Below are 23816 nucleotides of genomic sequence, written 5' to 3'. Positions count from 1 at the left end.
GTTGTGCTCCACGGATTCTCGCGCAGTCACAATCAGCCCGCGAGCGCGGGTCGTCTACTGGGAGGTTACTTACCGAACAGCCGCTGCAGTTCGGTGAACCACGGGATGACCACGGCCAGCGTCGGCACCACCAGAATCGTGGCGGCCGCGGCATAGGCGCCGCAGGACAACGGCAGGCTGTTGCCGCTCCCACCCAGCCGACGGACCCGGATGAGGGTGGTGGGCCCGCCTGCAGCCATCGCGCCGACCGGAGTCGGGCCACCCGCGCAGGCGACCAGTGCGCGGGCCAACGGAGTGGGACCTGCGGTGCGGACCGCGGCATCATCGGCGAGCAACTCGACCAGCAGCTTCACCGCGTCCAGTGCGTTCTTGCTGCGCACGATGACCGGGAAGGCGTCGTGGACGGCGGTGAATGCCTCCAGTACCAGGTCATGGCGGGCCCGCAGATGCGCACGTTCGTGCGCGACGATCGCGGTCACCTCATTGTGTCCCAGTGTGCTCAGCGTGCCCTCGCTGACGACCACCCGGCTGCGCACACCCGGTAGGCAGTAGGCCAGGGGCTCGTCGACTTCCAGGACACGCAGATCATGATCGCGCCGGCGGTGGATGTCGTAGCCGCCGCGCCAGTTCTCGCAGTAACGCTTGTGATCGAGTAGGTCCACGATCGCCCGGTGGCGGGCGCGGCGGCGGCGGGTGCGGACGCCTACCCGGATGACCGACACCATCAGCCGGACGCCGATCAGGATGGTGATCGCGAAGACTGTGACGTAGAGCAGCCACAAACCCCAACCGAGACGGTCGATTTCACCGGTGATGGTGGCGGTGGGGTGGCCGTCGGGGCCCGGCACGAGCAGTCTGCTCGCGATCGCAAGCCCGGAACTGAACGCGGAGAGGACGGCGGCCACCGCAATGGCCTGCCACAAAACCATGGCGGCACGTGGCGCGCGGTACGGCCAGCGCGCACGCGCGAGCAACGCCGGTACGGGACCGGTCAGCAGCAGCGCGAGTATCGCGAACGCCAGGGCGGACACATAACTAGTGTCCCTTACTCGGTGGGGCGACCGCCAGCAGATGGATCTTTCGCTTCGAGATCTGCCAGTGCGCGACGCAATGCATCGGCCTCGTCGGGGCCCACACGCTCGACGAAGTGCACCAATGCCGCCTCGCGGGCACCCGAGTTGTTGGCTTGCGCCAATGCGTCGACCATCAGCCCGGCGACGAGTTCATCGCGGCCGTGAACAGGGGCGTAGCGGTGCGCGCGATCGTCGCGGTGCTGAACGACCAAGTCTTTCTTGGCGAGACGCTGCAGGACGGTCATCACGGTTGTATAGGCGAGATCACGGCGCGTCGAGAGCGCCTCATGGACCTGACGGACGGTCTGAGGCTCGGGGGAGGACCACAGATGGTCCATCACCGCGCGTTCAAGTTCGCCCAGGCGTGCCATTCCGAACATTCTACGTTCACCTCCGACGCAATGCCGTACTACATCCAGTCGTACTGCTTCTGACAGCCAACGATCCGGGACACGGTCTTTGTTCCGGCGTTCGATTCGTTCTCACTTGGCCCTGGACTCTGCGGGCCGCTCGTTACCTATGCGGCCCGGTGATCAGGAGCTTCGGTGAGGGCAGTCACAACACCCGCACCTGGCGATGTCATCGTACATGTGGTTAGGCTTACCTATCTTGCCTACGTGAAGGGAGGCCGCCAACCGTGACACTGGCCATCGACCGATGCACTTCGACCAGGAGTCTCATCGCCGACGATCCGCTGATCGCCGGGATGTCCATCCGCCAATCACTGCCGCTGCACGAATCGAGCGCCCGGCTTCGCGAGCTGTACCCGGAGTGCCCGCGGGCCTACGGTGTCGCCGTTATGTCCGATGTGGGCCGGCGCCGATGGTGGCCGCTGGCACGCGCACTGAACACCGATCGGCTCGAGCAGATGTATGCGCGCGCCATCGACGAGACCGGCAGCGATTCGGTTGCCGTCCACCAGCTCGCGGACGCTCTTGTCCATACCGTCGTCGGCCGCCTGGTCGCCCTTGTCGTCCTGGAAGGCCGTGCCTGGGACCCCGGACTCGGGAACCTATGGGTGTACTTCGACTCCGAAGGCTGCATCGACTGGGCGGGCGTCGTCGACCCGACACTGCGGGTGTTGCCCGATGACCCCGACCGCGACCGCGCCCAAGTGGTGGTCTTCCCCGGCGAGGACGCCCTCGCGGCCTGGACCGCGCACCGATGCCATCGCGCACTCGCGCCGTTGTTCACCCGCCTGTCCCAAGTCAGTTCGGGCGCAATGGAAATCGGTCAGATGTGGCAGTTGGTCGGTTCGACCGTGGTGGGCGCGGCGACCCATGTTCCGCTGCTCGCACGGTCCAGCGAGACCGATGGGATGCGGCGTGGGCAGGCGATCCTGGACCGGTTCATGACACTCGGATTGCCGGTCCGCCACAAAGCGCTTGCAATTTAGGGCAGCCTTGCCTATCCTAAGTCTTGTCGAACGCGCTACAGCGCGACCAGACACCCGGACCGTGCCGGAGTCCTGAGGGCTGCAGAGACCCCCGGTCCACTCGAAGGAAGTGCCCCACCTGCTCAGGCAGGTGGGGCACTTCTTCGTTGTGGGATGCCGCACTGATATGAACATCAAATGCCAGACACGCAGGAGCTCCTCAGTCAGATGCCCAACGCGCCCTTCGACAAGCTGGTGGGCCTCGAATATGTGGCACTGACACCCGACGGAGTGACCGCCAGCCTCACCATCACCGAAAACCTGTTGCAACCCAACGGGATCGTGCACGGCGGTGTGTACTGCTCGGTGGTCGAGAGTGTGGCGAGCGTGTCCGGGTTCATCTGGCGGGCCAACGTGCTGGGGGAGGAGAGCGCGGTGGTCGGCGTCAACAACAACACCGACTTCCTGCGTGCGATCTCGGCCGGCACACTCACCGCGACATCCACGCCCATACATCGGGGCCGTCGTCAGCAGCTGTGGCTCGTCACCATCACCGATGACGAGGACCGCACCATCGCCCGTGGACAAGTGCGCCTGCAGAACCTGTGAGACTCGGGTGGGCGCGACCCCCGTGCGCCCACCCGAGCTCTTGCGAGAGATGTCGGCCGGCCCCCCGATGGTCGGGCCGCCATTCTCGTCCCCCCGCCCGGATCCAGTCCCCGCCAGATCCAGGAGGCTTGTCAGCTCAGCTGTAGTTTGTCGACAATCCTGTCGGCCATCTTCTGCACCAGCTGCTTTGAGTTGCTGCGTGCGCAAACCTGGGTCTGCACAATCACGTTGGCAACGCCGTTATACGACACGAAACAGCGGTACGTGCTGGGCCCGTACGCCAGGGCCCAATTCACCCTCTTCGCGTTCGATGACGAGACCGTCACCGTCACCGGAACCTTTGTGCCGGCCGGATCGGTGAAGTTGTACGTCTTTGCGTCGCATTCCTTGATCTCGTCGGTCGCCGTGGAGAACTGGGTCTGCGCCGCATCCTTGTCGCTGTATGCCGCGATCGCCTGATACACCTGTGCGTCCGGGTTCTTGGCGTCCCCGAGCAACATCTCGGTCCCACGGAATGTCTCGTACTGCTTGCCCACCGACTCAACCGTGAGTCCTTGTGTCACATTGCAGCTCGCGTCATCGGAATCGGCGGCGGTGAAGGGCTTGTCCCGTTTGTTCGTCTTGGCGACTCGCGTATCGAGGACCTTGGCGATCTCCTCATCGGTGAATAGCGCCGATACCATGGCTTCCTCGGTGATCTTGTCCTGTCCCGGCCACCCCGTCAGGCCGGCCGGACCACTGCTCGGCAGCGCCGGAGGTGGCGCGTTCACGCTTCGCGACGTCGTGGTGGTGGCAGCCGCCGTTTCGGTCGTCCCGTTCTGGCCGGCGCATCCACACAGCGCCAGCGCCGAGATCGCGGTGGCACACAGCACTCGCCGCACTGCCGTACCTCTCATGAGACCCCCTACCGTGTTCTTCACCGCGGTCATGCCGGAATCCATTCCGCCATGCGATCGACAATCGCGGAAACTATGGGAGCGCCATTGCCGTTCTGGCACAACAGGCTTCCGAAAAGCACGTTGTTCTTCACCCGGTAGTCGTAGAAACACCGCCATCCTGACGGCTTTCCGTCCTGGGTTTGTTGTCGCACCCATTTCACACTCGTGCCATTGTTCGAGACGTCGCCGATCTGCCATTCGGTATCGCCCTCGGTTTGGCGGGAGCCCGTGCACGATGCCAGCGACGGGGGGTACCCCGCCTGGAGTTGGTTCGCGGCGGCCTTCGTATCGGGAAACAGCACGACCGACTGCCACACGATGTGGTCGTATCGGTTTTCTGTTTCCTGCTGACGAGAACCCCGATAGGTCGTCCATTCGTCGCCAAGGCTCTCGCTGCGCAGGCCCGTGAGGGCTTTGCATTTACCGGTCGCCAGCGAGTCGCTGGGAGTGGTGGATTTGAACTCGTACGTCAGCGGGGATCCGACCAGTCTGCCCACGTCGTCGGCGGAAATGATGACCGAGTCCGCCTTTTCCGGTGTGACGATCACGGGGGCCGGCGGCTCGAGCGAGGTCGTCACCGGTGGGGCGCTGGACTTGGGGCTCGCGATGGCCCCTTCCGGCCCGTGATCGGCAGCGGCCGATGTCTGGGTGGCCCCGACCGGAATCGGTTTGATGCCACCGGACTCGGTGCCACAACTCACCGCGAGTAACGCCGCCAGTCCCAGCCATCCGGCAGTCAACACGTGACGCATCGAATTCCCTCCCTATCGATACATGACTCACATCGACCCAAATCATGGCTACATCGGGTCGCGCGCGCCCAGTGTTACACGAGCGCCAGAACCCGTTGCTTACCTCGGCTTGGTGGCGCCGGCCACCATCCTGTTCATGATCGCTTTCACGGCGGGACCGCCATTTCCGCGCTGGCAGTTCATCACCATGAGGAGCAGGTTGTCGATCGTGCGTGCCTCTGCCATGCAGCGCCACCCGGAGGGCTGACCGTCGACGATCTCGTCGAGCACCCACCGCGTGTGGTCCTCCGATGCCTCCGGCACGGATGCCCGCCAGGTTCCCGTATCAGTTTTCAGTTCTTCCCCTGCGCATGTGCGGACGTCGGGAGCGAACTCCTTCGCGTAGGTTTCCTTGGCGTCGTCGCGCGACGGGTACAGCAATACGCGTTGGGTGACCAGGTGCGTGAAGGTGTCCTTGGACTCCTGGTACCAAACGTTTCGGTAGGTCGTCCATTTGTCGCCGATGTCGTTTGTCAACGGCACCATCAGGGGCCGGCACGATTCCTTGCCGTCAACCGTCGTCGACGCCGGGTTGGAGGCCTTGCCCTCGTAGTCGAGGGTGGAACCGACCAAGTCGGACACGTCCTTCTTGGGGACGATGAGCGAGTTGGCCTTATCGGGGCTGATCGAGTCGACCGTGGATGTTGCCGCCGATGTCGTCGACGCACCCGATGTCCCCGAAGCCGTCGACGGCCCCGACGACGCCGGACCCTTCTGGCCACCTCCGAAGAATGAGCATCCGGTCAGGAGAACAGCGGCACACGCCACGATGGTGGTCTTCCGCAATACCGATTCGCGAGTCACAGTTGGTCCTTTCACTGCGGGATCCATGCGGCGATCCGGTCGGTGATGGTCGTCACGCCGGGCACCCCATCGCCGTACTGGCATAGGTACGCCCCGAACAGCACGTTGTTCTTGTTGCGGAAGTCGAAGAAGCAGCGCCAGGGCGTGCCTTGGAGTGCCTGGAGCTGGGTCCATCTGGCTGCGCTGTCGGTGATTTCCGCGATGTTGCTGATCGTCCACTTCTGATCCTGTTTGGAGATCTCTGCACCCACGCATGTCTTCGACGCGGATTTGGGGAACGCCTGCGTGAAGGCCGTCGCCGCCTCCTCGCGGGTGGGGTAGAGGACCGCCACCTGACTCACGATGTAGGCGGTGTTGCCCTTGGTCTCGCGGTAATAGTTCCACCGGTACGTGGTCCATTCGGATCCCAATTGACTGGATGTTGGAATGTCCAGCTTCGCGCAATCGGGTGCACCGCCGATCGGGTCGGTGGGTGGCGATGAACTGTTGTTGTCGTACTCCAGCGTGGTGCCCAGAATCTCCCCGACGTCGGCGCGCGAGCCCAGGATCGAGTCAATCTTGTCCGGTGTGACCACCAGAGGTGGTGGTGCGGGCGCCCTGGTGGTGGCGGGGACGGACTGGGGAGCCGACGTGCCCGCCGTCATCGGCACGTCGGCGGCAGTGGTGGACGGCGCGGCCACCGGCTTGATCCCCTCACTGGGTTGACTACACCCCGCCATCAATACCGTCGCTGACACCACGCACCCCAACGTCATTCCATACCGCATGTGCACCCTCCTGATCGACTCCATATACACAGCGAACTCGGGGAGATTCTTGCATTCGCGATGACAAGCGCACTGCAAAACTCATTACTGCCTGTGCGTCGGGTGTGAAAGTGCCGGGCCGCCCGGATCGTGGCAGGATCGCCCCTTATGCGATTGACCCCGCACGAGCAGGAACGGCTGCTTATCTCCTATGCGGCGGAATTGGCGCGACGGCGCCAGTCCCGGGGCTTACTCCTCAACTACCCCGAAGCCATCGCGATCATCACCGACCATCTCCTCGAGGGCGCCCGCGACGGCCGTACCGTCTCGGAACTGATGGTCAGCGGTCGCGAGGTGCTCGGACGTGAACATGTCATGGACGGCGTGCCCGAAATGATCCCGGATGTCCAGGTGGAGGCCACCTTTCCCGATGGCACCAAACTCGTCACCGTGCATCACCCGATCGGATGAGTGACATGATCCCCGGCGAGTACCTGTTCGCATCCGACGATATCGAGCTCAATGCGGGTGCCATTGTGATCGAGCTGGACGTCGTCAACACCGGCGATCGCCCCGTCCAGGTGGGCAGTCATGTGCATTTCCCGCAGTCCAATCCGGCGCTCGACTTCGACCGCGCCGCCGCGCACGGTCATCGGCTGCACATCGCGGCGGGTACCGCTGTGCGCTTCGAACCCGGCGTCGCCCAAAGAGTTCAGCTGGTGCCGTTGCGTGGCCGTCGTGAAGTGCATGGGCTGACCCTTGATGCTCCGGGGCAATTGGACGGCGGTGAACCGACATGACCAGGCTGACGCGCGAGCATTACGCCAAGCTGTACGGACCGACGACCGGTGACCGTATCCGGCTGGCCGACACCGATCTGATCATCGAGATCACCGAAGACCGTTGCGGCGGAACCGGTTTGGCGGGCGAGGAGGCTGTCTTCGGCGGCGGCAAGGTCCTGCGGGAGTCGATGGGGCAGAGCCGCCTCACCCGCGCCGGGGGAGCCCCGGACACCGTCATCACCGGCGCGGTGATCATCGATCACTGGGGAATCATCAAGGCCGACATCGGTATCCGCGACGGCCGGATCGTCGGCATTGGCAAGGCCGGAAATCCGGACATCATGGACGGGGTCGACCCCGCCCTGATCGTTGGGCCGTCTACCGAGATCATCGCCGGCAACAACCGGATCGTGACCGCCGGCGGTATCGACTGTCACGTGCACTTCATCTGTCCACAAATCATGCCCGAGGCGCTCAGCGGCGGCATCACCACAATGATCGGCGGTGGCACCGGGCCTGCGGAGGGCAGTAAGGCCACAACCGTCACACCCGGTGCGTGGCACCTGGGCCGGATGCTCCAGGCCCTCGACGGCTGGCCCATGAACATTCTGATGCTCGGCAAGGGCAACACCGTCAACCCGGCCGCCATGTGGGAGCAATTGCGAGGTGGGGCAGCGGGTTTCAAACTGCACGAAGACTGGGGCACCACCCCGGCGGTGATCGATGCCTGTCTGCGGGTGGCCGACGAGGCCGACGTCCAGGTCGCGTTGCACTCGGACACTCTCAACGAGACCGGATTCGTGGAGGGTACGCTGGCCGCGATCGGCGGGCGCGCGATCCACGCGTATCACACCGAGGGCGCGGGCGGCGGCCACGCACCAGACATCATTACGGTGGCCAGTCATCCGAATGTCATGCCCAGCTCCACCAACCCGACCCGCCCGCACACCGTCAACACCCTTGATGAGCATCTCGACATGCTGATGGTCTGCCATCATCTCAATGCCGCCGTCCCGGAGGACCTGGCGTTCGCCGAGAGCCGGATCCGGCCGTCGACCATCGCGGCCGAGGATCTGTTGCACGATATCGGCGCGATCTCGATGATCGGCAGCGACAGCCAGGCTATGGGGCGCATCGGTGAGGTGGTGATGCGGACCTGGCAGACCGCGCATGTGATGAAGAAACGTCGCGGCGCACTGCAGGGCGACCCGTCCGGACCCCACGGAAACGACAACAACCGGGTACGCCGGTACGTCGCGAAATACACGATCTGCCCAGCCATTACGCACGGCATCGACCACGAAATCGGTTCGGTGGAAGTGGGCAAGCTCGCCGATCTGGTGCTATGGGAGCCGGCCTTTTTCGGGGTGCGACCGCATGCGGTCATCAAGGGTGGCGGCATTGTCTGGGCCGCCATGGGCGATGCCAATGCATCCATCCCGACCCCGCAACCGGTGTTTCCGCGCCCGATGTTCAGCGCCATGCATGCCGTCGCGGCGGGGTTGGCCGTGCATTTCGTGTCACCGACGGCCATCGAGGACGACCTGGCCGCGCGACTTGCGTTGCGGCGCAGACTTGTCCCCACTCGCGATGTGCGCAACCGCGGCAAGGCTGACCTGCCTCTCAATGACGCCATGCCCGACATCCGGGTGGATCCCGATACCTTCACCGTGCGCATCGACGGCGAGATATGGGAAGAGCAGCCCGCTGCTGAATTGCCGATGGCACAACGATATTTCCTGTTCTGATGGAGCCGACGACCGCTTCTTCGACGACCGCACTGCTGCTGTCGCTCGCTGATTCCCGATTGCCCACCGGTTCACATGTGCATTCCGGTGGGGTAGAGGAGGCCATCGCCCAGGGCCTGGTGCGGGACTGCGCGACGCTCATCGCGTATCTGCGGCGACGCATTCGCACGCATGGTCTGGTCGCGGGTTCTATCGCCGCTGCCATCACCACCGGCAGCCTGGACGCGGTGCGGGCCGACGTCGAAACGGATGCCCGCACACCGTCGCGGGCAGCGCGGGACGCGTCACGCGCTCAGGGGCGTGGGCTACGGCGTCTGGCCGGAATAGCGTGGCCGCATATCGATTGGAGTCCGCACGGCCGGCAGCCGCACCTGGCGGTCGTGTACGGCATCATCGGAGCCGCAACAGGATTGACGGGGCGCGATATCGCGCTCGTTGTCATCTACACCACGTTGACCGGGTCCGCCACCGCGGGCCAACGCCTGCTGGCACTGGACCCGGCGGAGGTCGCGGTGGGCACACTGGAGCTGACAAGCCTGTGCGAGCAGACCGCGGCCCTGGCCGCCACCGAGCTGGCCAGCCTGTCCGACCCACTGCTGGACGTGCTTGCCGAGCAGCACCTGATACGTGAACGCCCGCTTTTTGTTTCGTAGTTCTCACGAGATTGGATCACCATGCCACCGCATCTGCTAGACGGCCAGCCCCACCAGCACATCGATCGACCACGACGTGTGCGTCAGCGGGGGGAGCCGCTGCGCATCGGGATCGGCGGACCGGTGGGGTCGGGTAAGACCGCACTGGTCGCCGCGCTCTGCCGCACACTGCGCGACGAAATCTCGGTGGCGGTGCTGACCAATGACATCTATACGACCGAGGACGCCGACTTTCTGCGCCGTCATGCGGTATTGCCCGACCAGCGCATCACCGCGGTTCAGACCGGCGGTTGTCCACACACCGCCATTCGGGACGACATCACCGCGAACCTCGATGCGATAGAGGATCTGATCGCCACCAACGATCCGCTCGACCTCATCCTCGTCGAGTCGGGCGGCGATAACCTCACCGCGACCTTCTCCTCCGGCCTGATCGACGTACAGATCTTCGTCATCGACGTCGCCGGCGGCGACAAGGTCCCGCGCAAGGGCGGGCCCGGCGTGACCTTCTCGGATCTGCTGGTGATCAACAAGACCGATCTGGCCCCGATGGTCGGCGCCGATCTCGGGGTGATGGCTCGCGACGCCACGGCCGTGCGCGATGGCCGGCCTACGGCGATGATCTCGTTGACCGAAGACCCCACCGCCGCGGAGGTACTGGCCTGGGTGCGTGCGCATCTTGCCGACGCGCGGCAATCGGACCATGCGCACTGACGTCGAGATCATCGCGGAGAAGGGCAGATTCCCCCGGCTGCGCTGTTCGGGCAGTCTGCAGGGCCGACTCACCGATGCGGACACCGTGCATCTCGTCGGAGTGGCCGCCAATCCTCTGGGCGGCGACGAGATTTCTGTGCGCATCGAGATCGGCGAGGGCGCGCTCTTGCGAGTGCGATCGGTGGCGGCCGCCGTGGCCCTGCCCGGGCGCGACAGCCTTCGATCGTCGATGACATGGCACTGTTCGGTGGCGGGCCAGCTGGATCTGGACCCGGCGCCAACCATTGTGGCGGCCAATGCCTCCCACCATTCCCATGTCACCGTTCGCGGGTCGGCGGGCGCACGCTTGCGCCTGCGGGAGCGCGTGCAGATCGGCAGGTCGGGGGAGTCGTCGGGATTCTGGAGCGGACAGCTCGATGCCGATATCGACGACACCCCGCTGCTCCGGCACCGCGTGGAACTCGGCGCCGGCTCGGTGACCGATGACGAACTGGGTCGCCCGCTGGCACTGATCAGTGAACTGCGTTACCCCGCAACTGATTTCGTTGAACCCAGTCCGGACGACGCCACCATACTCAGTCTCGCCGGCGACGCCGCCCTGCTCACCTGGCAGGGGCAGCGTCTACCGATCGGCTAGCTTGCGGCTTTTTCCTCTTCGGGCTGCTCAACCTGTTCCTCGTCGCCGTTCTTCTCTGCGACGAGTTCCTCAAGCTGGTCCAAACGCGTTCGCGCCCAAGCCTGCTGCTCGGTGATGGCCATCTGCCCGCGCGAGCGCGTCACAAACGCAATCGACCACAGGATCAAGGTCACCAGGCGGTTCTTGAACCCGACGAGGTAGACCAGGTGCAGCGCCAGCCAGCTGAGCCAGGCGATGAATCCGCTGAATTCCAGCTTGCCGATCTTGACGACCGCGTTGTAGCGCGACACGGTGGCCATCGAGCCCTTGTCGAAGTACTTGAACGCAGGACGCTCCGCGGCGCTGCGCCCCTTCAGCTCGGCCTTGATCTGCTTGGCGGCGTAACGCCCACCCTGAATGGCGCCCTGGGCCACGCCGGGCACGCCGTCCACAGCCATCATGTCGCCGACCACGAATACGTTGGGGTGACCCGGAATCGACAGATCCGGCTCCACCTTGACGCGTCCGGCACGATCCAGCTCGACACCCGACTGTTCGGCCAGGTTCTTTCCGAGGGGGCTTGCCGAGACACCCGCGGACCACACCTTGCACCAGGATTCGATGCGTTCGATGGTGCCGTCCGCGTGCTTCACGGTCAGTCCGTTGCGGTCCACGTCGGTGACCATGGCACTCAACTGGATCTCGACACCCAGCTTCTCCAGACGCTTGCGTGCCTTGTCGCCCAGCTTCGGGCCGAAGGGCGGCAGCACCGCGGGCGCGGCATCCAGCAGGATGACCCGCGCATCGGTGGGGTCGATATGCCGGAAGGTGCCCTTGAGGGTCTCGTTGGCCAGTTCCGCGATCTGCCCGGCCATCTCGACACCGGTGGGACCAGCACCCACCACGGTGAAGGTCATGAGCTTGCGGCGCCGGACCGGGTCGCTGGAGCGTTCGGCCTGTTCGAATGCACCGAGGATGCGTCCGCGCAGTTCCAGGGCATCGTCAATGGATTTCATACCCGGGGCCCACTCGGCGAAGTGGTCGTTCCCGAAGTACGACTGGCCGGCTCCCGCCGCCACGATCAAGCTGTCGTAGGGCGTCGAGTAGTCATGCCCGAGAAGCGAGGAGTGCACGACCTGGTTCTCCAGGTCGATGCTCGTCACATCGCCGAGAACCACCTGGGCGTTGTCCTGGTCCTTCAAGATCTGCCGGGTAGGGGGAGCGATCTCTCCCTCGGAGATGATTCCGGTGGCCACTTGGTACAGCAGCGGCTGGAACAGGTGGTGGGTGGTACGCGCGACCAGCGTGACGTCGACGTTGGCACGTTTGAGTGTCTTGGCCGCGGTCAGGCCGCCGAATCCCGATCCGATGATGACGACTCGGTGTTTCGGTGTCAGGGCGTCTTTGATCTTGGCCTTCGGATTGGCTGCGACAGGCGCCGCGGGACCGGCGGCGTCTGGTGTCGTGCTCATCGATCACTCCTCATCGAATGGTGCCTCAACTGGGGTTATTCACCTTGTCTGACACTTGGTGCAACACCCCAACCGTAGTCGGGATTTCCCCGCACGTCGCGTCAGTTAGCTTAGCGAAATATCTCACATGAGCTCTCGCCGCCAGGCTAGATCACGTCCCGGCACGCCAGCGTGTGAGGGAAACGCCGAACATCCGAGGACACCCGGTCGAAGCCTCGGTGAACGACCGCCCGAGAAGGCGAAATGCGCCGCCTCGGGCCGCACATTGGACAGCGTCTCCACATCCCACATCCTGCCCGAAGGGCAGCGGGATGCCGACCCCGTTCTCGCCGACTAGTCCTTGAACAGCGGGCGAAGAGTCTTGCCGATCAGCTCCACCACGCCCGGGAGATGTCCGTTGACGGGCGCATTGAGGGTGACGGAGTCGATTCCCTGGTCCAAGACACGGGTCTGCACCTGCTCGGCGATCTCGTCGGGGCTGCCCACCAGGGTGCGCCCGAGTACCTGCGCGCGGGCTTCGTCCGGCAACGTGTCTAGATCGATTCCGTTCTTGCTCAGCTGTGCGGCCGCCAGTTTCCAGGCCGTCGCGGAATCGTCGTCGATGAAGACGGAGAAGAAGGCCGAGGTTTCCAGCGTGGACGGATCGCGGCCCGCCTCCTCGCAGCGTTGGCGCAGCACCGCCAGCTTGTGCGGAATCTCGTCCAGCGCACTGAGCAGGTTCAGGTGATCGGCATACTTCACTGCCAGCCCGAAGGTCTTCTTCTCGCCGCTGCCGCCGATCATGATCGGAATGTTCGGCCGGATCCGGGGCTCGTTCAATGCCGATTCCGTGCGGTAGTACTTGCCTTCGAAGGTGGGACGCTCACCGCGGAGCATCGGCGGAATGATCTCCAGCGCCTCGCTCAACCGCTCGAAGCGGTCGGTGAACGTGCCGAAATCGAACCCGAGCTGCTGGTGCTCCAGTTCGAACCATCCCGCACCGATGCCCAAGATCGCACGACCGCCGCTGACCACGTCGAGGGTGGTGACGGCCTTGGCCAGCAGGGTCGGGTTTCGGTACGTATTGCCGGTGACCAGCGTGGACAGCTGAATGGTGCTCGTCGCACTCGCCAGCGCACCCAGGGCCGTGTAGGCCTCCAGCATGGGCTGATCGGGGGTGCCGATCATGGGCAGTTGATAGAAGTGGTCCATCACGAAGACCGTGTCGAAGCCCGACGCTTCCGCGTCGCGTACCTGTTGGACGACGGTGGGGAAGAGTTCGGCGACGCCGGTGCCGTAGGAGAAGTTGGGGATCTGATATCCGAGCCGAATGGTCACTCGGCCAGCCTACGCGCGATCCGCCGATGCGGCATTACTGTCTTGCCCCGCAAGGCAATTCGACGATCTAGAGCTGGAGTGCACTCCAGCTTCGGTCAGCTAACGCCGGCGGGGACGCCGCGGCTGACGTGCAGAGTCTGGCCGGTGATGTGACGCGCCTGCGGACTGGTGAGGAACAAGGCCAACCGGGCGATCTCGCCGGCAACCAGCTCTTGCGCATTCTCGGTGCTGTCGAGGCCGTCGTAGTTGGCCTCCGCCGACTGTCCGGGCGCAATGGTGTTGATGGTGATCCCGCGGGTGCCCATCCGTTCGGCCTGCTCGGCCGTCCACGCGGACAGCGCGGCCTTGGCGGCGGTGGTCGCGCCGGACCGGTCGCGGGTGCCCAGCGTGCACAGGTTGACGATGGCCGCACCCGAACGCAGGTGGTCACCGATGGCCTGCACCGTCAGCACCGCGGTCAGCACGCTCGATTCGTACCGCGACAGCCACGCCTCGCCCGTATCGGTGAGTGTGCCCAGATGCGGGCCCGGCTCGCTCCAGACCGGGTTGGGGATGTTCACGATGGCATCGAGGTGTTGGGGGAACAGCTCGACATTCTCTTCCAGGCTGTCCGGGTCGGCGTTGTCGCACACAATGGCGTCGACCTCGAGCTCCTTGGCGGCGATTTCCAGCTCATCGGCGTTGGGGCCGGTGATGACGACCCGATGGCCGGCGTTGCGGAACTCCGCAGCCACCGCCCGGCCGATCTCGTTAACCGCTCCGGTTACCAGTACGTCCATGGCGGTACCTTCCTCACCTTCCTGCAAGCCTTACCAATCCGCACCTGGGGCCAGGCCTGATCAGCTTGATCGTGACACAACCCGGACCTCATACCCCGGATTTGGCGGCCGGGTCGCACGGGTTTGACGCCCAATATTACTGGACGGTAGCAATACCCTTGACCACCACGTATCGGCTCGGCTGCAGCTAGGGTTGTGCCGGTGACCGGCAGCGCATGGCATCTCCAGATCGGCAGAGCGCGGAAAGTTCTCGCGGCAACACTTCTGGCGGGTTCGCTGGCCATATCCGGTTGCGGCTCACGAACCGCACCCGAAGCGGGCACCGCGGCTCCCGCGGCCGGTTCGGAATCGGCGGCGGTCCAATTGCACGTGCTGGCCGCGGCATCGCTGCGGAAGTCCTTCACTGAAATCGGAAAGTCCTTCGAGTCGACGCACGCCGGCACGACGGTCGAGTTCACCTTCGCCGGTTCCTCCGATCTGGTCACCCAACTGACGCAGGGGGCCCCGGCCGACGTGTTGGCCACCGCGGATTCGGCGAATATGGACAAGGCCTGGAAGGCGCATTCCGTCATCAATCCTGTCGACTTCGCCTCCAACACGTTGACGATCGTGGTCGCGCCGGGGAACCCGAAGGGCATCGCCGCCTTCGCCGATCTGACCCGTCCTGGCCTCGACGTCGTGGTGTGCGCACCGCAGGTCCCATGTGGGTCAGCCACCGCCAAAGCCTCGAAAGAGACTGGGGTACAACTGAATCCGGTCAGTGAGGAGTCCTCGGTCACCGATGTGCTGAACAAGGTGATCGCGGGTCAGGCGGACGCCGGTCTGGTGTATGTCACCGATGCGAAAGCGGCGGGTGACAAGGTCGCGACCGTCACATTCCCCGAGGCTCTGTCGATCGTGAACACCTATCCGATTGCGGTGACCGCTAATTCGCCTAACCCGGAACGCGCGCACCAATTCATTGAGACCGTCACCGGGGACGTCGGCCACAAGATTCTGGCGGCGGCGGGGTTCTCCGCGCCGTGACCCCGACACCCGGTCTGCCGCGCTGGGTGTACGTGCCGGCAACCATCGGCGCAGTACTCATCGTGCTGCCGCTGCTGGCGCTCGTGGTGAAGGCTGATTGGGCACGGTTCCCGGCACTGGTGACGAGCCCCGCGTCGCAGGCTGCGCTGCTGCTCAGCGTCCGGACCTGCCTCGCCAGTACCGCACTATGCCTGCTGTTCGGGGTGCCGCTGGCCGTTGTGCTGGCTCGCGGGCCCGGATGGCTGACCCAGCTGCTGCGCCCGATGATCCTGCTACCGCTGGTGCTGCCGCCCGTCGTCGGCGGTATCGCGCTGCTGTACGCCTTCGGCAAGCTGGGGCTGCTCGGCCACTACCTGGATGCGGCGGGAATCCGCATCGCCTTCTCCACATCGGCGGTGGTGTTGGCGCAGACCTTTGTCTCGCTGCCCTTCCTCGTCATCAGCCTGCAGGGGGCGCTGACCACGACGGGACAGCGGTATGACGATGTGGCAGCCAGCCTGGGTGCACCGCCCACCACAGTCTTGCGCCGTGTGTCATTGCCCTTGGTGATGCCGGCGCTGGTATCGGGCACAGTGCTGGCTTTCGCACGCTCACTGGGAGAGTTCGGCGCCACCCTGACATTCGCGGGATCGCGACAGGGCGTCACCCGCACCCTTCCCCTGGAGATCTACCTGCAACGCGAATCCGACCCGCAGTCGGCGGTGGCGCTGTCACTACTGCTGGTCGCGGTGGCTGCGGTCGTCCTGGCGGTCGTCGGCGCACGGACCTGGCGTCCCGGCGGGTGGCGGTAGTGGGCGAACTTCGATTCGATGCGGGTCATTCCGGCCGCGATGTGCGGGCGGCCTTCACGGTCGCCGCCGGTGAGACGCTGGCGATCGTCGGACCCAATGGGGCCGGCAAGTCCACGGTGCTCGCGCTCGTTGCCGGGTTGCTGCGCCCCGACACCGGAGAGATCCGGCTTGGCGGCCATGTGCTGACAAGCTGTGCCACTGGCACTTTCGTCCCTACGCACCGAAGGCGAACCGCCTTGCTGCTGCAGGAAGCGTTGCTGTTTCCGCACCTGACGGTGGCGGGCAATGTCGAATTCGGGATACGCGGTGGGCGCCACGATGTGTCCGACGCGCGTGATAGGTGGCTGGAATCGGTCGGTGCGGGCGATCTGGCACAACGGCGCCCCGGCGAGCTGTCCGGGGGACAGGCCCAGCGGGTCGCCATCGCCCGTGCACTCGCGACCGAACCCGATCTGGTGCTCCTCGATGAACCCTTGGCGGGTCTGGACGCCGACAGCGCGCCCGCCATCCGGGCACTGCTCGGGCGGGTGCTGGGACGCGATGGCCAAAGCGCGCTGATCGTGACTCACGACATCATGGATGCGGTGGCCATCGCCGACCGCGTGATGGTTCTCGACTCCGGCCGGGTGGCCGAGCTGGGAGAGACAGCCACCGTGCTCGCCCGGCCGAGCAGCCAGTTTGGCGCGCGTTTCGCGGGAGTGAACCTCATTGACGGCACAGTGGGCGAGGACGGCGCACTGCACACCGGCGAGCTCGCCATCCACGGTGTGTGGTCCGGAGCCGGGCACCCCTCGGAGGGCCAGCACGCCGTCGCGGTGTTCAAGCCACGTGATGTCGCCGTACATCTGGTCCCACCCGGAGGTAGCCCACGCAACGTCATTGCCGTATCGGTCACGGGCCTCACCGCACATGGCGACAGCGTGGTTGTAACGGCAATCGTCGGGACCGCGATATTCACGGCACACATCACCGCGGCCGCCGCGGCGGAACTAAGGCTGGCACCCGATGCGCCGGCATACTTTGCCGTGAAGGCCCATGAGGTCGTCATTCAGGCGGCGCAATAGCTGGGGACGGGGACTTCGAGAGGAAACCCATGTTTGCTTCTGGTCAGCCAAACCCCTTGCCACCGCGTCAAATAATCTTGAAGTGGCGCCCACGGCAGCTTTCGGCAAATCGGGCGCGCCGATTGCCCGTTACGCTTGCACGTGCACGACAAAACGGTACGTTCATTGGCATGCAGCAACCACGGGCTACATCGGCGGCGAAGCGGGCGCACCGGGCACGAGTGATAGCGGCGGCCATCGCGGTCACCTCGCTATCCGGAGCGGGGGCGTTCACCCTCGCCGCCTTGCCTGCCGATCAGACGCCGGCATCGGTGCGCACGGCGAATATCCACCTGGTCACCACCGATGCGCCTCCGCCCCCTGCACCGCCCGCCCCGGGCCAGCCGGCACCCAACCCGGAGTCGCCCACGACGGTGACAACACCGCCGGCCGCACCGCCTCCCGGATCGCCCGCACCCGCGCCGGCCACACCGCCCGCGCCCGGCGCCCCGGCCGACGGCGGCCGCGTCAACAACGATCAAGGCGGATTCAGTTTTGTTGTGCCGCAAGGCTGGACACAGTCGGACGCGCGCAGGCTGACCTACGGATCGGCGCTGTTGACCAACCCGGCAGCGCCGAACGGAAGCATCCTGCTGGGCCGTCTGGATCTCAAGCTCTTCGCCGGTGCCGAGCCTGACAATCAGAAGGCCGCACGCAGGCTGGCCTCGGATATGGGTGAGTTCTTCATGCCGTACCCGGGCAACCGCGTCAACCAAGAAGACCAGAGCTTCGATGTGGCGGGCATGTCCGCGGCATCCTCGTATTACGAGGTCAAGTTCGATGACGCGGCAAAGGAACCCGGCCAAATCTGGGCCGCGGCCGTAGGCAAGGGCAAGGACCGTTGGTTCATCGTCTGGCTCGGCACCTCGGCCTCACCGGTGGATAAGGGCGTGGCCAAGGCGTTGACCGAGTCGATCCGTCCGTGGACCGCGCCGACTCCGCCCACACCGCCGGCCGCACAGCCCGCCGATCCCAATCAGCCCCCGCCCCCGCCCGCGGACCCGAATCAGCCGCCGCCCCCGCCGGCTGATCCCAATCAACCGCCGCCTCCCGCGGCACCGGGTGTCCCGGCGTCCGAACCGGTTCCGGCGGGTCAGCCCGCACCTGCGGCACCGCCTGCGGCTCCGGCGCCTCCTGCGGCGCCACCGGCCCCCGGAGTTCCGGTCTAGGTCGTCGTGTCTTCGGGCGGTTGTGCCCACCACGTCTCGATGGCCGCGCTGAACTCCGCAGGTGCGTCGGACTGCAGGAAATGGCCGACTCCCCGCAGCACCGCCGTGGCGTGGTGGGGGAAGGTGGCTTCACAGCGTCTGAGGTACTTGTCGGTGAAAATCGGGTCTGTGTCGGCCCAGATGATCAGCGTGGGTAGCTTCGCGATGACGCCGAGATTGTCCGCGAGCTCGGTGAAATAGTCGCGAGCGCCGGTGAGTTCGGCGGGAAGCGCGGCGGTGGCCCGCCGACTTTCGAACGTCGGCGTTGCCTGGCGATAGTGCGCCATTTCGGCCCCGGATAGCGTGCGGCGCTTGTGCGCTGAGGGTATGAAGTAGTTGACGAACAGGTTGAACCGCGTGTTGAGCGCGCGCCCGACGGAACTGCCCATGCCACGGGAGAACACTTCGGAGGACAGGTCACCGTTCAAGGGCCATGCCCAGGTGTTGGCCAGAATGAGGCGGTCGAACTTATCTGGCCGCCGCGCAGCGGCGTACAGACCGAACGGCCCACCCCAGCTGTGGCCCACCAGTGTCAGATGCGAGAGATCCAGCCGATCCAGGAAGGCGACCAGAAGCTCGGAATGGTCCCGGGCACGGTACCGATAGCCGGGGGCGGCGGTGGACAGGCCGAAACCCGGAAAGTCGAGGGCGATGCACCGAAAGCGATCCCGGAGGGCGAGGATCACTTCGCGGTACACGAAGGACCAGACCGGATTGCTATGCAGCATCAGCAGGATCGGCCCGGAGCCTTCGTCGACGTAGTGCACGACGTTGCCGGCCAGCTCCACGAAGCGGCTTTCAAAAGGGAACAGCTCGTCGTCCACCCACGCCGGACGCACGCCTACGGGTTGCGCGGTTGCCATGGCCCATCCTCCTTCAATGCCGCTTGATAATTTCAAGTCTCATTGAAACTATCAATCAGCACCGACAGGCAGAAGGACTTTCCGGCGACGATCGGCATGGGGGTCGACGGCATGCGGACAATCTCGCGGCGCTTTGTGCCTCGCCTGCTGGCTGCCTAGTGGCTCAATTCAGAGACTGGCGCTAGCTTTTGGTTTTTCCCGCGATGAACTTGTAGGCGAACAGCAGAATCACCGCACCAACCAAGGCGCCGAGGAAGGCGTGATTGATCGGCGGAGTGACGGTGAACTTATGCGGGGCGAACACCAGACTGCCCAGCGTCCCGCCGACATAACCGCCGACGATGCCCAGCAACGCCGTGGCGATCCAGCCGAAATTCTCCTTGCCGGGCACGATCAAGCGGGCGATCCAGCCGACGATCAGGCCAAGAATGATCATCCAAATGATGTTCAACACCATGTCTAGCTCCTTCGAGTATCTGTACTTCAGGAAACGAGCGTCGACCCGGTGCTGATGCTAATGGAACGTCGCTTTCCCGGCGCTGTTACGGCGCGCGACAGGCCGTGGCTCATCACATCGCTCAGAAACATGGGCGGCAGTCGGCGGCGGCGCTCCCGAGTTCCGCACGGAGCTGGTGGCAGAAAAGCGGCACGTCCGCGACGTCCATTGACACGCCTCGGCTATATTCGTCAGACGCGATGGATCTCGCCAGGGCTGGTCCCGAACCGCCACTGACGGCTGATAGTTCCTGTGTTGATGTGTCGTAACACGATGGGACCGAATGTGACAGCTGGAGACCACCAAGAATCCCCACATCCACGACTGTATTTGCGACCTTCCGCGCTGCTCTGGGTTTTCCTCGGTGGCATATGCGGTACGGCGCTGCGCTATTGGTTCGAGCAGATGTGGCCGGCCTCTGGAGCTTCGTGGCCATGGGGGACATTCGCGGCCAATCTGTCCGGGGCATTCATCCTTGGCGCGGCGCTGGAGACTCTCACACTGCTGGGGCCCGATGGCGGCTGGCGCCGGCACACCCGGTTGTTTCTCGGAACCGGTTTCTGTGGCGCCTTCACCACCTACAGTGCGCTCGCCTTGGAGATCAGCACCTTGGCCCGTAACGGCTTCGTGGTCGCCGGCATGGTGTACGCGTTGGTCAGCGTCGCCGCCGGTTTGGCCGCGGCGCTCGGTGGGATAGCCACGGCGGCAAGAGCCCTCGCACGCTACGCGGGAGGTCCCGAGTGATCGTCATGGTCGTCGTCCTGGCCGGAGCCCTGGGCGCGGTACTGCGGTTTGTCGTGGATTCGGCGGTCAAGCACCGACGGACTCCCCGGTTCCCGTGGACGACGCTATTCATCAATCTCACCGGATCTGCCCTCATCGGCCTGCTGTCCGGGTTGGTGGTGTTCCACCACGCGACACCCCAACTGCTCGCCGTCCTGGGTACCGGATTCTGCGGCGGCTACACCACGTTCAGTACCGCCAGCGTCGAGTCGGTGCGACTGATCGAGCAGCGACAATGGTCACTGGCGTTGTACAACACGTTGGGCACCTTGTTGGGCACCGTCGGGGCGTGCGCGGCGGGTCTAGCGCTGGGGTGGGTACTGGCGTGAGGATGGAGCTGTGAGCGAGTTACCCGCAGTGCAGTTGGTGGTCGGATGGGACCATTACGCGCCCAGCACTGCCGCGCTGCGTTTCGCCATCGATATGGCTCGCCGGCTGGACGCGCATGTGCACGTCGTGCACATCCAGGACATGGACGATGAACCACTGGACCCCGACTCGGACAGCTGGGAATCGCAGTCGCGCACGGCCATCGCGGCGGCCGAAACCGCGGCGCGGGAAGAGCTTGCGAGCGGCGAGGTGTCCTGGGAGTACCACCGCGCGCATGGGCCCGCGGCCGTCCAGCTTCTCGCCGTGGCGCAACAGTGCGACGCCCTGATGATCATTCTGGGCAGCCCGCGGGGCGGACCGGCGTCCGTACTCGACACGTTCCTCGGGCAGTCGGTATCGCATCGCCTCATCGGCGCGCGACGTGTTCCCCTGGTCCTGGTGCCTGCCGTCTGACCATCCCCGCAGAGCGAATGCCGCTGCGGTAGCCTTGCGCCGTGCGCAGCAAATTCCGTGCCGAGTCTTCGGTGGACCTCGGCCCCGTGACGATCGACGGCATCACGGTGGCGCTGCGACCGCCCCGGCTGGCGGATGGACGGTCATGGCGGGAAACCGCGTTGGCGTTCACCGAGAGGCTCTCACCGGCGTTCCATCGCGACGACATGGACTGGGAAAGCGCGCATTCCCCGGTCATGTGGGTCGATAGTTGGCGCTCGTCGATCGCCGATGCACGGGCCGGCGGGGTTTCGTATCTGTTGGTACGCATCGATGACGGCGTGGAAAGGGTCGTTGGCCATTTCTTGATGGCGGGCCGGGATTTTCGCACCGGTGGCGCAGAGATCTCCACCTGGGCCGTGGATATTCCCCCTGTCGTGAGCGTGTGGGCACAGTTGACCACGGTGCTGTCCGCGTTCGACGCAAACCCGGACCTCCCGCACGCCCTGGCACCCACCGCCGTGTCGAATGCGCGCGCAAACAGATTTGTAAAGTCCTTGGGCTGGATCCAGCTACAGACGCGCCGCGCTCTGCGCCCTTATGATGGGCAGGTATCGGACCACCACATCTGGTTCCTGGCCAATACGCCCGAGTACCGCGATTCGGTGAAGCAGCGCCTCGCTGAAATTCCGACCACCAGAACGCATCTGGCAGTGCCCGCGGCCCGGCTTCCGGGCGCCGGATACCTGGCGGCGTGGGCCAGATTCGTGGCAATCCGCGCGCGTCAGCGGCTCAATTCCGCGCTGAGAACAGCGACGCCCGAGCCGCTGTTCGAAATCTCTTCCGCCGGTGGGGAAGTGGTTCGGATAGAACCAGACGGTCATGGACGATACCGTGTCACGATTATCGGGCGCCCCGCCGGTTCGATCGAGGTCTACTCCGATATCGGCACATCGACAACGGAATTGGTGCCCCGGCTCGGCTCGTGGGTATCCGACGATGCCCGCGTATCCGCCGTGTCCGGGCTCGCAAGCCACCTCGCCGGCCGCCCGGACGGTTCACGCCGCACCGTCGTGGCGACACTCGAAACCGACACCACGCTCGCCGACAGGCTCGCGGCGCTTGGTTTTGCCGACGAGGGCGCGGCACCGCCCACTCTGGGTGAAGACGGAGCAAACCGGCGCATGTGGACGCTGCTGAGGAATCCGGAATAGACACCCTGTACACAGCAATCATGTTCTTGCAGTAGCTGATTAATCGCTGGGTTTACATCTGGGTACGGTGCGCTACCCTGCCCAGATGCGCGCACGCGAACGGCGTATCGCCCCGGGATGCCTGGGCCCGGCCGAGGTCGACGGTATGACCGTCATGCTGCGCGCGCCGCGACTTTCCGACGGCCCATCGTGGCGCGAGACAAACCTGCGCTACGAGCAACGGTTGGCTCCGGCCTTCGCCCACCAGGACATGTCCTGGGCGGCGGCGCACTCGCCGTACATGTGGATTCACACCTGGAGGCAGGCCCGGTCCGATGCCGCGCGGGGCTGGGCCTCATATCTGCTCATACACCTCGAAGGAACCCGCGAACGGGTGGTCGGCCACCTGGCCATGGCGGGTCGGCACCCGCGTACCGGAGGCACCGAGGTGTCCACCTGGACGGCCGGGGTTCCGCACGCGGTCACCATGTGGGCGCAATCCTCACTCATCATCTCCGGATTCGAGACCAATCCCGATGTCCCACATGCGGTGGCACCGCTGGCGGTCCACAACGTGCCAGTGCAACGGCTGGCGCAGGCCGTGGGCTGGCAGAAGCTGCAGACATGCCGCCAGCTGCGCATGTTCGATGGCAGCCCCACCGATCATGAGATTTGGTACCAGACCAACTCCGCCGAGAACCTCGTCGCGTTGCGCCACAAGCGAGACACCCTTGCCGGCGAGACGCCCCTCAGGGGTTCGGAACGTCCCGCGAAAATCTCCTGGGGCGATCTGCTTGCGTGCGGACGCTACGAACTGCGCAACCGCTGCCGGCGCGCCAGTGCTGTCCCCAAGGACACAGTCCCAGTTACGGTTTCGGGTACGCCAATCGGATCTATCGAGATATCTGTAGACCTGGGCAGCTCCACGACCGAGCTCATCGGTAGGCCCCACCCCGGTGCGTCCGAGGACTCGCTCACCCCGACCATCGCCGATCTTGCCGCGCGTTTGACGCTGGCTCCGGCGCCCACGAGGCGAATAGTCGTGGCAGCGCGCAGCGATGCTCGGCCCCTGACCGACATCCTGACGACGCATGGTTTCCAGAACGAGGGGCCCACCCTGCCCACATTCGGGGAGTCTGGTGTCCCTCGTCAGCTGTGGGTCCACCTCACCTGA

28 protein-coding genes and 1 riboswitch are annotated in these 23816 nt (G+C 65.1%); of the genes, 17 read left to right on the top strand and 11 right to left on the bottom strand.

Annotated features, from left to right (window positions below; translation table 11 throughout):
• Positions 1-65: 65 nt before the first annotated feature.
• Together BKG76_RS22885 and BKG76_RS22880 are read right to left on the bottom strand one after the other, a co-directional pair.
• Positions 66-1031: a M56 family metallopeptidase gene (locus BKG76_RS22885; RefSeq protein ID WP_070939958.1), complete on the bottom strand. Its 966-nt coding sequence runs from the start codon at positions 1029-1031 to the stop codon at positions 66-68.
• Between the two features lie 14 nt (positions 1032-1045).
• Positions 1046-1453 carry a BlaI/MecI/CopY family transcriptional regulator gene (locus tag BKG76_RS22880; RefSeq protein ID WP_070939957.1) on the bottom strand — a complete coding sequence of 136 codons (408 nt, stop codon included), beginning with the start codon at positions 1451-1453 and terminating at the stop codon, positions 1046-1048.
• 257 nt (positions 1454-1710) lie between these two features.
• Here BKG76_RS22880 and BKG76_RS22875 point away from each other — a divergent pair, with 257 nt between their 5' ends.
• Complete coding sequence (locus BKG76_RS22875) at positions 1711-2469, top strand: iron reductase (RefSeq protein ID WP_070939956.1); 759 nt, start codon at positions 1711-1713, stop codon at positions 2467-2469.
• 177 nt (positions 2470-2646) lie between these two features.
• The gene (locus BKG76_RS22870) at positions 2647-3057 is read left to right on the top strand and encodes a PaaI family thioesterase (RefSeq protein WP_070939955.1); all 411 of its coding nucleotides are present in this window, start codon (positions 2647-2649) and stop codon (positions 3055-3057) included.
• 131 nt (positions 3058-3188) lie between these two features.
• On the opposite strand, the gene BKG76_RS22865 is transcribed toward BKG76_RS22870, so the two are convergent.
• The 4 genes from BKG76_RS22865 to BKG76_RS22850 form a co-directional block, all read right to left on the bottom strand.
• The gene (locus tag BKG76_RS22865; RefSeq protein WP_070940079.1) at positions 3189-3986 is read right to left on the bottom strand and encodes a sensor domain-containing protein; all 798 of its coding nucleotides are present in this window, start codon (positions 3984-3986) and stop codon (positions 3189-3191) included.
• Positions 3983-4747 carry a sensor domain-containing protein gene (locus BKG76_RS22860; protein ID WP_070939954.1) on the bottom strand — a complete coding sequence of 255 codons (765 nt, stop codon included), beginning with the start codon at positions 4745-4747 and terminating at the stop codon, positions 3983-3985. The genes BKG76_RS22865 and BKG76_RS22860 overlap by 4 nt, the downstream gene beginning before the upstream one ends.
• Positions 4748-4846: 99 nt before the next feature.
• The gene (locus tag BKG76_RS22855; RefSeq protein ID WP_070939953.1) at positions 4847-5617 is read right to left on the bottom strand and encodes a sensor domain-containing protein; all 771 of its coding nucleotides are present in this window, start codon (positions 5615-5617) and stop codon (positions 4847-4849) included.
• Entirely contained in the window at positions 5602-6357 is a 756-nt protein-coding gene (locus BKG76_RS22850) for a sensor domain-containing protein (RefSeq protein ID WP_070939952.1), read from the bottom strand. The genes BKG76_RS22855 and BKG76_RS22850 overlap by 16 nt, the downstream gene beginning before the upstream one ends.
• Positions 6358-6504: 147 nt before the next feature.
• Here BKG76_RS22850 and BKG76_RS22845 point away from each other — a divergent pair, with 147 nt between their 5' ends.
• From BKG76_RS22845 to BKG76_RS22820, 6 genes are read left to right on the top strand one after another with little or no spacing between them, the layout of a single operon-like run.
• Complete coding sequence (locus BKG76_RS22845) at positions 6505-6807, top strand: urease subunit gamma (RefSeq protein WP_070939951.1); 303 nt, start codon at positions 6505-6507, stop codon at positions 6805-6807.
• 5 nt (positions 6808-6812) lie between these two features.
• The gene (locus BKG76_RS22840) at positions 6813-7136 is read left to right on the top strand and encodes an urease subunit beta (RefSeq protein WP_070940078.1); all 324 of its coding nucleotides are present in this window, start codon (positions 6813-6815) and stop codon (positions 7134-7136) included.
• Positions 7133-8866 (top strand): urease subunit alpha, encoded by a 1734-nt coding sequence (locus tag BKG76_RS22835; protein ID WP_070939950.1) that lies wholly within the window; start codon positions 7133-7135, stop codon positions 8864-8866. The genes BKG76_RS22840 and BKG76_RS22835 overlap by 4 nt, the downstream gene beginning before the upstream one ends.
• Positions 8866-9519: an urease accessory protein UreF gene (locus tag BKG76_RS22830; RefSeq protein WP_070939949.1), complete on the top strand. Its 654-nt coding sequence runs from the start codon at positions 8866-8868 to the stop codon at positions 9517-9519. The genes BKG76_RS22835 and BKG76_RS22830 overlap by 1 nt, the downstream gene beginning before the upstream one ends.
• A 21-nt stretch (positions 9520-9540) precedes the next feature.
• Positions 9541-10233: an urease accessory protein UreG gene (ureG, locus tag BKG76_RS22825; protein WP_070939948.1), complete on the top strand. Its 693-nt coding sequence runs from the start codon at positions 9541-9543 to the stop codon at positions 10231-10233.
• Complete coding sequence (locus BKG76_RS22820; RefSeq protein ID WP_070939947.1) at positions 10223-10870, top strand: urease accessory protein UreD; 648 nt, start codon at positions 10223-10225, stop codon at positions 10868-10870. The genes ureG and BKG76_RS22820 overlap by 11 nt, the downstream gene beginning before the upstream one ends.
• Here BKG76_RS22820 and BKG76_RS22815 read toward each other — a convergent pair.
• The 3 genes from BKG76_RS22815 to BKG76_RS22805 all read right to left on the bottom strand — a co-directional run bounded on the left by BKG76_RS22815 (position 10867) and on the right by BKG76_RS22805 (position 14417).
• Complete coding sequence (locus BKG76_RS22815; RefSeq protein ID WP_109420955.1) at positions 10867-12321, bottom strand: NAD(P)/FAD-dependent oxidoreductase; 1455 nt, start codon at positions 12319-12321, stop codon at positions 10867-10869. The two genes, BKG76_RS22820 and BKG76_RS22815, sit on opposite strands and share 4 nt — an antisense overlap.
• Positions 12322-12654: 333 nt before the next feature.
• Positions 12655-13638, bottom strand: a complete 984-nt coding sequence (locus BKG76_RS22810; RefSeq protein ID WP_070939946.1) for an LLM class F420-dependent oxidoreductase — start codon at positions 13636-13638, stop codon at positions 12655-12657.
• 95 nt (positions 13639-13733) lie between these two features.
• Positions 13734-14417, bottom strand: coding sequence for an SDR family oxidoreductase (locus tag BKG76_RS22805; RefSeq protein ID WP_070939945.1), 684 nt, complete (start codon positions 14415-14417; stop codon positions 13734-13736).
• Between the two features lie 195 nt (positions 14418-14612).
• On the opposite strand from BKG76_RS22805, the gene modA reads away from it, so the two are divergent.
• The 4 genes from modA (at position 14613) to BKG76_RS22785 (ending at position 18506) form a co-directional block, all read left to right on the top strand.
• Entirely contained in the window at positions 14613-15443 is an 831-nt protein-coding gene (gene modA / locus BKG76_RS22800; protein WP_070939944.1) for a molybdate ABC transporter substrate-binding protein, read from the top strand.
• Positions 15440-16234, top strand: coding sequence for an ABC transporter permease (locus BKG76_RS22795; protein WP_070939943.1), 795 nt, complete (start codon positions 15440-15442; stop codon positions 16232-16234). Before modA ends, BKG76_RS22795 begins: the two co-directional genes overlap by 4 nt.
• Positions 16234-17298, top strand: a complete 1065-nt coding sequence (locus BKG76_RS22790; protein ID WP_070939942.1) for a sulfate/molybdate ABC transporter ATP-binding protein — start codon at positions 16234-16236, stop codon at positions 17296-17298. Before BKG76_RS22795 ends, BKG76_RS22790 begins: the two co-directional genes overlap by 1 nt.
• A 170-nt stretch (positions 17299-17468) precedes the next feature.
• Positions 17469-18506: an APA family fibronectin-binding glycoprotein gene (locus BKG76_RS22785; RefSeq protein ID WP_070939941.1), complete on the top strand. Its 1038-nt coding sequence runs from the start codon at positions 17469-17471 to the stop codon at positions 18504-18506.
• Here BKG76_RS22785 and BKG76_RS22780 read toward each other — a convergent pair.
• Positions 18503-19408, bottom strand: coding sequence for an alpha/beta fold hydrolase (locus BKG76_RS22780; protein ID WP_070939940.1), 906 nt, complete (start codon positions 19406-19408; stop codon positions 18503-18505). The two genes, BKG76_RS22785 and BKG76_RS22780, sit on opposite strands and share 4 nt — an antisense overlap.
• A 181-nt stretch (positions 19409-19589) precedes the next feature.
• Entirely contained in the window at positions 19590-19865 is a 276-nt protein-coding gene (locus tag BKG76_RS22775) for a GlsB/YeaQ/YmgE family stress response membrane protein (RefSeq protein WP_070939939.1), read from the bottom strand.
• A 226-nt stretch (positions 19866-20091) separates the two neighbouring features.
• Positions 20092-20164: riboswitch (Fluoride riboswitch) on the top strand.
• A gap of 13 nt (positions 20165-20177) precedes the next feature.
• Between BKG76_RS22775 and crcB (BKG76_RS22770) the strand changes: the two genes are divergently transcribed.
• The 5 genes from crcB (BKG76_RS22770) to BKG76_RS22750 all read left to right on the top strand — a co-directional run bounded on the left by crcB (BKG76_RS22770) (position 20178) and on the right by BKG76_RS22750 (position 23816).
• Complete coding sequence (crcB, locus tag BKG76_RS22770) at positions 20178-20648, top strand: fluoride efflux transporter CrcB (protein WP_083338185.1); 471 nt, start codon at positions 20178-20180, stop codon at positions 20646-20648.
• A 5-nt stretch (positions 20649-20653) separates the two neighbouring features.
• Positions 20654-21016 (top strand): fluoride efflux transporter CrcB, encoded by a 363-nt coding sequence (gene crcB / locus BKG76_RS22765; protein ID WP_407937671.1) that lies wholly within the window; start codon positions 20654-20656, stop codon positions 21014-21016.
• A gap of 10 nt (positions 21017-21026) precedes the next feature.
• A complete protein-coding gene (locus BKG76_RS22760; RefSeq protein WP_070939936.1) occupies positions 21027-21470 on the top strand; it encodes a universal stress protein in 444 nt (147 codons plus the stop codon).
• Between the two features lie 41 nt (positions 21471-21511).
• The gene (locus BKG76_RS22755) at positions 21512-22663 is read left to right on the top strand and encodes a GNAT family protein (protein WP_070939935.1); all 1152 of its coding nucleotides are present in this window, start codon (positions 21512-21514) and stop codon (positions 22661-22663) included.
• Positions 22664-22748: 85 nt separating this feature from the next.
• Entirely contained in the window at positions 22749-23816 is a 1068-nt protein-coding gene (locus tag BKG76_RS22750) for a GNAT family N-acetyltransferase (protein ID WP_131815839.1), read from the top strand.

Source organism: Mycobacteroides franklinii (assembly GCF_001853795.1).
In the GTDB taxonomy this organism is placed as follows: Bacteria; Actinomycetota; Actinomycetes; order Mycobacteriales; family Mycobacteriaceae; genus Mycobacterium; species Mycobacterium franklinii.
The sequence above is the reverse complement of the archived record's forward strand: the minus strand, read 5'-3'. Positions and strand labels throughout refer to the sequence as shown.

Excerpts from the sequence above, each read along its gene's own strand:
- BKG76_RS22785 (WP_070939941.1), top strand. The coding sequence starts at position 17,469 with ATGCAGCAACCACGGGCTACATCGGCGGCGAAGCGGGCGCACCGGGCA.
- BKG76_RS22870 (WP_070939955.1), top strand. The coding sequence starts at position 2,647 with ATGCCAGACACGCAGGAGCTCCTCAGTCAGATGCCCAACGCGCCCTTC.
- BKG76_RS22880 (WP_070939957.1), bottom strand. The coding sequence starts at position 1,453 with ATGTTCGGAATGGCACGCCTGGGCGAACTTGAACGCGCGGTGATGGAC.
- ureG (WP_070939948.1), top strand. The coding sequence starts at position 9,541 with ATGCCACCGCATCTGCTAGACGGCCAGCCCCACCAGCACATCGATCGA.
- BKG76_RS22850 (WP_070939952.1), bottom strand. The coding sequence starts at position 6,357 with ATGCGGTATGGAATGACGTTGGGGTGCGTGGTGTCAGCGACGGTATTG.
- BKG76_RS22750 (WP_131815839.1), top strand. The coding sequence starts at position 22,749 with ATGCGCGCACGCGAACGGCGTATCGCCCCGGGATGCCTGGGCCCGGCC.
- BKG76_RS22780 (WP_070939940.1), bottom strand. The coding sequence starts at position 19,408 with ATGGCAACCGCGCAACCCGTAGGCGTGCGTCCGGCGTGGGTGGACGAC.
- BKG76_RS22835 (WP_070939950.1), top strand. The coding sequence starts at position 7,133 with ATGACCAGGCTGACGCGCGAGCATTACGCCAAGCTGTACGGACCGACG.
- BKG76_RS22865 (WP_070940079.1), bottom strand. The coding sequence starts at position 3,986 with ATGACCGCGGTGAAGAACACGGTAGGGGGTCTCATGAGAGGTACGGCA.
- BKG76_RS22820 (WP_070939947.1), top strand. The coding sequence starts at position 10,223 with ATGCGCACTGACGTCGAGATCATCGCGGAGAAGGGCAGATTCCCCCGG.
- BKG76_RS22815 (WP_109420955.1), bottom strand. The coding sequence starts at position 12,321 with ATGAGCACGACACCAGACGCCGCCGGTCCCGCGGCGCCTGTCGCAGCC.
- BKG76_RS22830 (WP_070939949.1), top strand. The coding sequence starts at position 8,866 with ATGGAGCCGACGACCGCTTCTTCGACGACCGCACTGCTGCTGTCGCTC.
- BKG76_RS22775 (WP_070939939.1), bottom strand. The coding sequence starts at position 19,865 with ATGGTGTTGAACATCATTTGGATGATCATTCTTGGCCTGATCGTCGGC.
- crcB (WP_083338185.1), top strand. The coding sequence starts at position 20,178 with ATGGGACCGAATGTGACAGCTGGAGACCACCAAGAATCCCCACATCCA.
- crcB (WP_407937671.1), top strand. The coding sequence starts at position 20,654 with ATGGTCGTCGTCCTGGCCGGAGCCCTGGGCGCGGTACTGCGGTTTGTC.
- BKG76_RS22855 (WP_070939953.1), bottom strand. The coding sequence starts at position 5,617 with ATGGATCCCGCAGTGAAAGGACCAACTGTGACTCGCGAATCGGTATTG.
- BKG76_RS22860 (WP_070939954.1), bottom strand. The coding sequence starts at position 4,747 with ATGCGTCACGTGTTGACTGCCGGATGGCTGGGACTGGCGGCGTTACTC.
- BKG76_RS22840 (WP_070940078.1), top strand. The coding sequence starts at position 6,813 with ATGATCCCCGGCGAGTACCTGTTCGCATCCGACGATATCGAGCTCAAT.
- BKG76_RS22805 (WP_070939945.1), bottom strand. The coding sequence starts at position 14,417 with ATGGACGTACTGGTAACCGGAGCGGTTAACGAGATCGGCCGGGCGGTG.
- BKG76_RS22845 (WP_070939951.1), top strand. The coding sequence starts at position 6,505 with ATGCGATTGACCCCGCACGAGCAGGAACGGCTGCTTATCTCCTATGCG.